We start from the raw sequence: 646 nt of genomic DNA, 5'->3' as shown, positions 1-646 counted from the left end.
CAGCTCGCCCTAGCCATCATCGATTGCCTTCTGAGCAAGGCCTGTGAGTCGCCGCAGGTGACCCACACTGGCGCGATACCCGATCGCATCGGCATCCGGCAATTGCGAATCGATCTCGGCAACTACATCGACCGCGTCGCGGCCGGCGAAACCATCGACGTGACCCGCCGCGGACGGGTCGTGGCGCGCCTGCAGCAGCCCACGAACTGACGGCGGCCACCCGAGCCAGCTCTTCACAGCAATAGCCAGCCAAACTTCGCGCCGCAAACACCCCGTGTGAACGGTGAGGGAACGGATCCCCACGACCTGCGCTCGACAGGCCGGAAAAGCCAGCACGACTAGGGCATCGACAGCTTGGTCAGACCGGTTAGCTCGTCGCCTCGCGTAAGCGTTTCAAGCTAACGCGCCGGGGCGGCGTCGTCGCGCGTTCGCCCGGTTTCCGCCCCTTCGAGGTATTGTCGGTTGCATCGCGTCTTTTGTCGGCCCGTGTGCGCTTCGGCTTATTAGCGGGTGTGGGGGGCGGTGTTGGGCGGAAACTGTATAAGAGCTTATCGATGACAGTCAGGGCATGGTGGCGCGCTGTTACGGGATCGACGGATTGGGCGATTTCCCAAGAAAGTTCGTTCAATGCGCCGCGCAGGGTGGC

At 63.3% G+C, this 646-nt stretch carries 2 protein-coding genes; one reads left to right on the top strand and one right to left on the bottom strand.

Annotation, left to right across the window (positions count from 1 at the left end; translation table 11 throughout):
• Window positions 1-210: type II toxin-antitoxin system Phd/YefM family antitoxin (locus tag A5622_RS29725; protein ID WP_197508021.1), on the top strand; the 210-nt coding region annotated here is incomplete at its 5' end.
• Window positions 211-367: 157 nt separating this feature from the next.
• On the opposite strand, the gene A5622_RS30180 is transcribed toward A5622_RS29725, so the two are convergent.
• Window positions 368-646 (bottom strand): hypothetical protein (locus A5622_RS30180; protein WP_232002983.1); only part of this gene is annotated, 279 nt, incomplete at its 5' end.

The sequence above is a fragment of the Mycobacterium sp. 1245801.1 genome, from assembly GCF_001673055.1.
GTDB lineage: Bacteria > Actinomycetota > Actinomycetes > Mycobacteriales > Mycobacteriaceae > Mycobacterium > Mycobacterium europaeum_A.
Note: the sequence above shows the minus strand (reverse complement) of the source record. Positions and strands in the feature narration are given on the sequence as shown.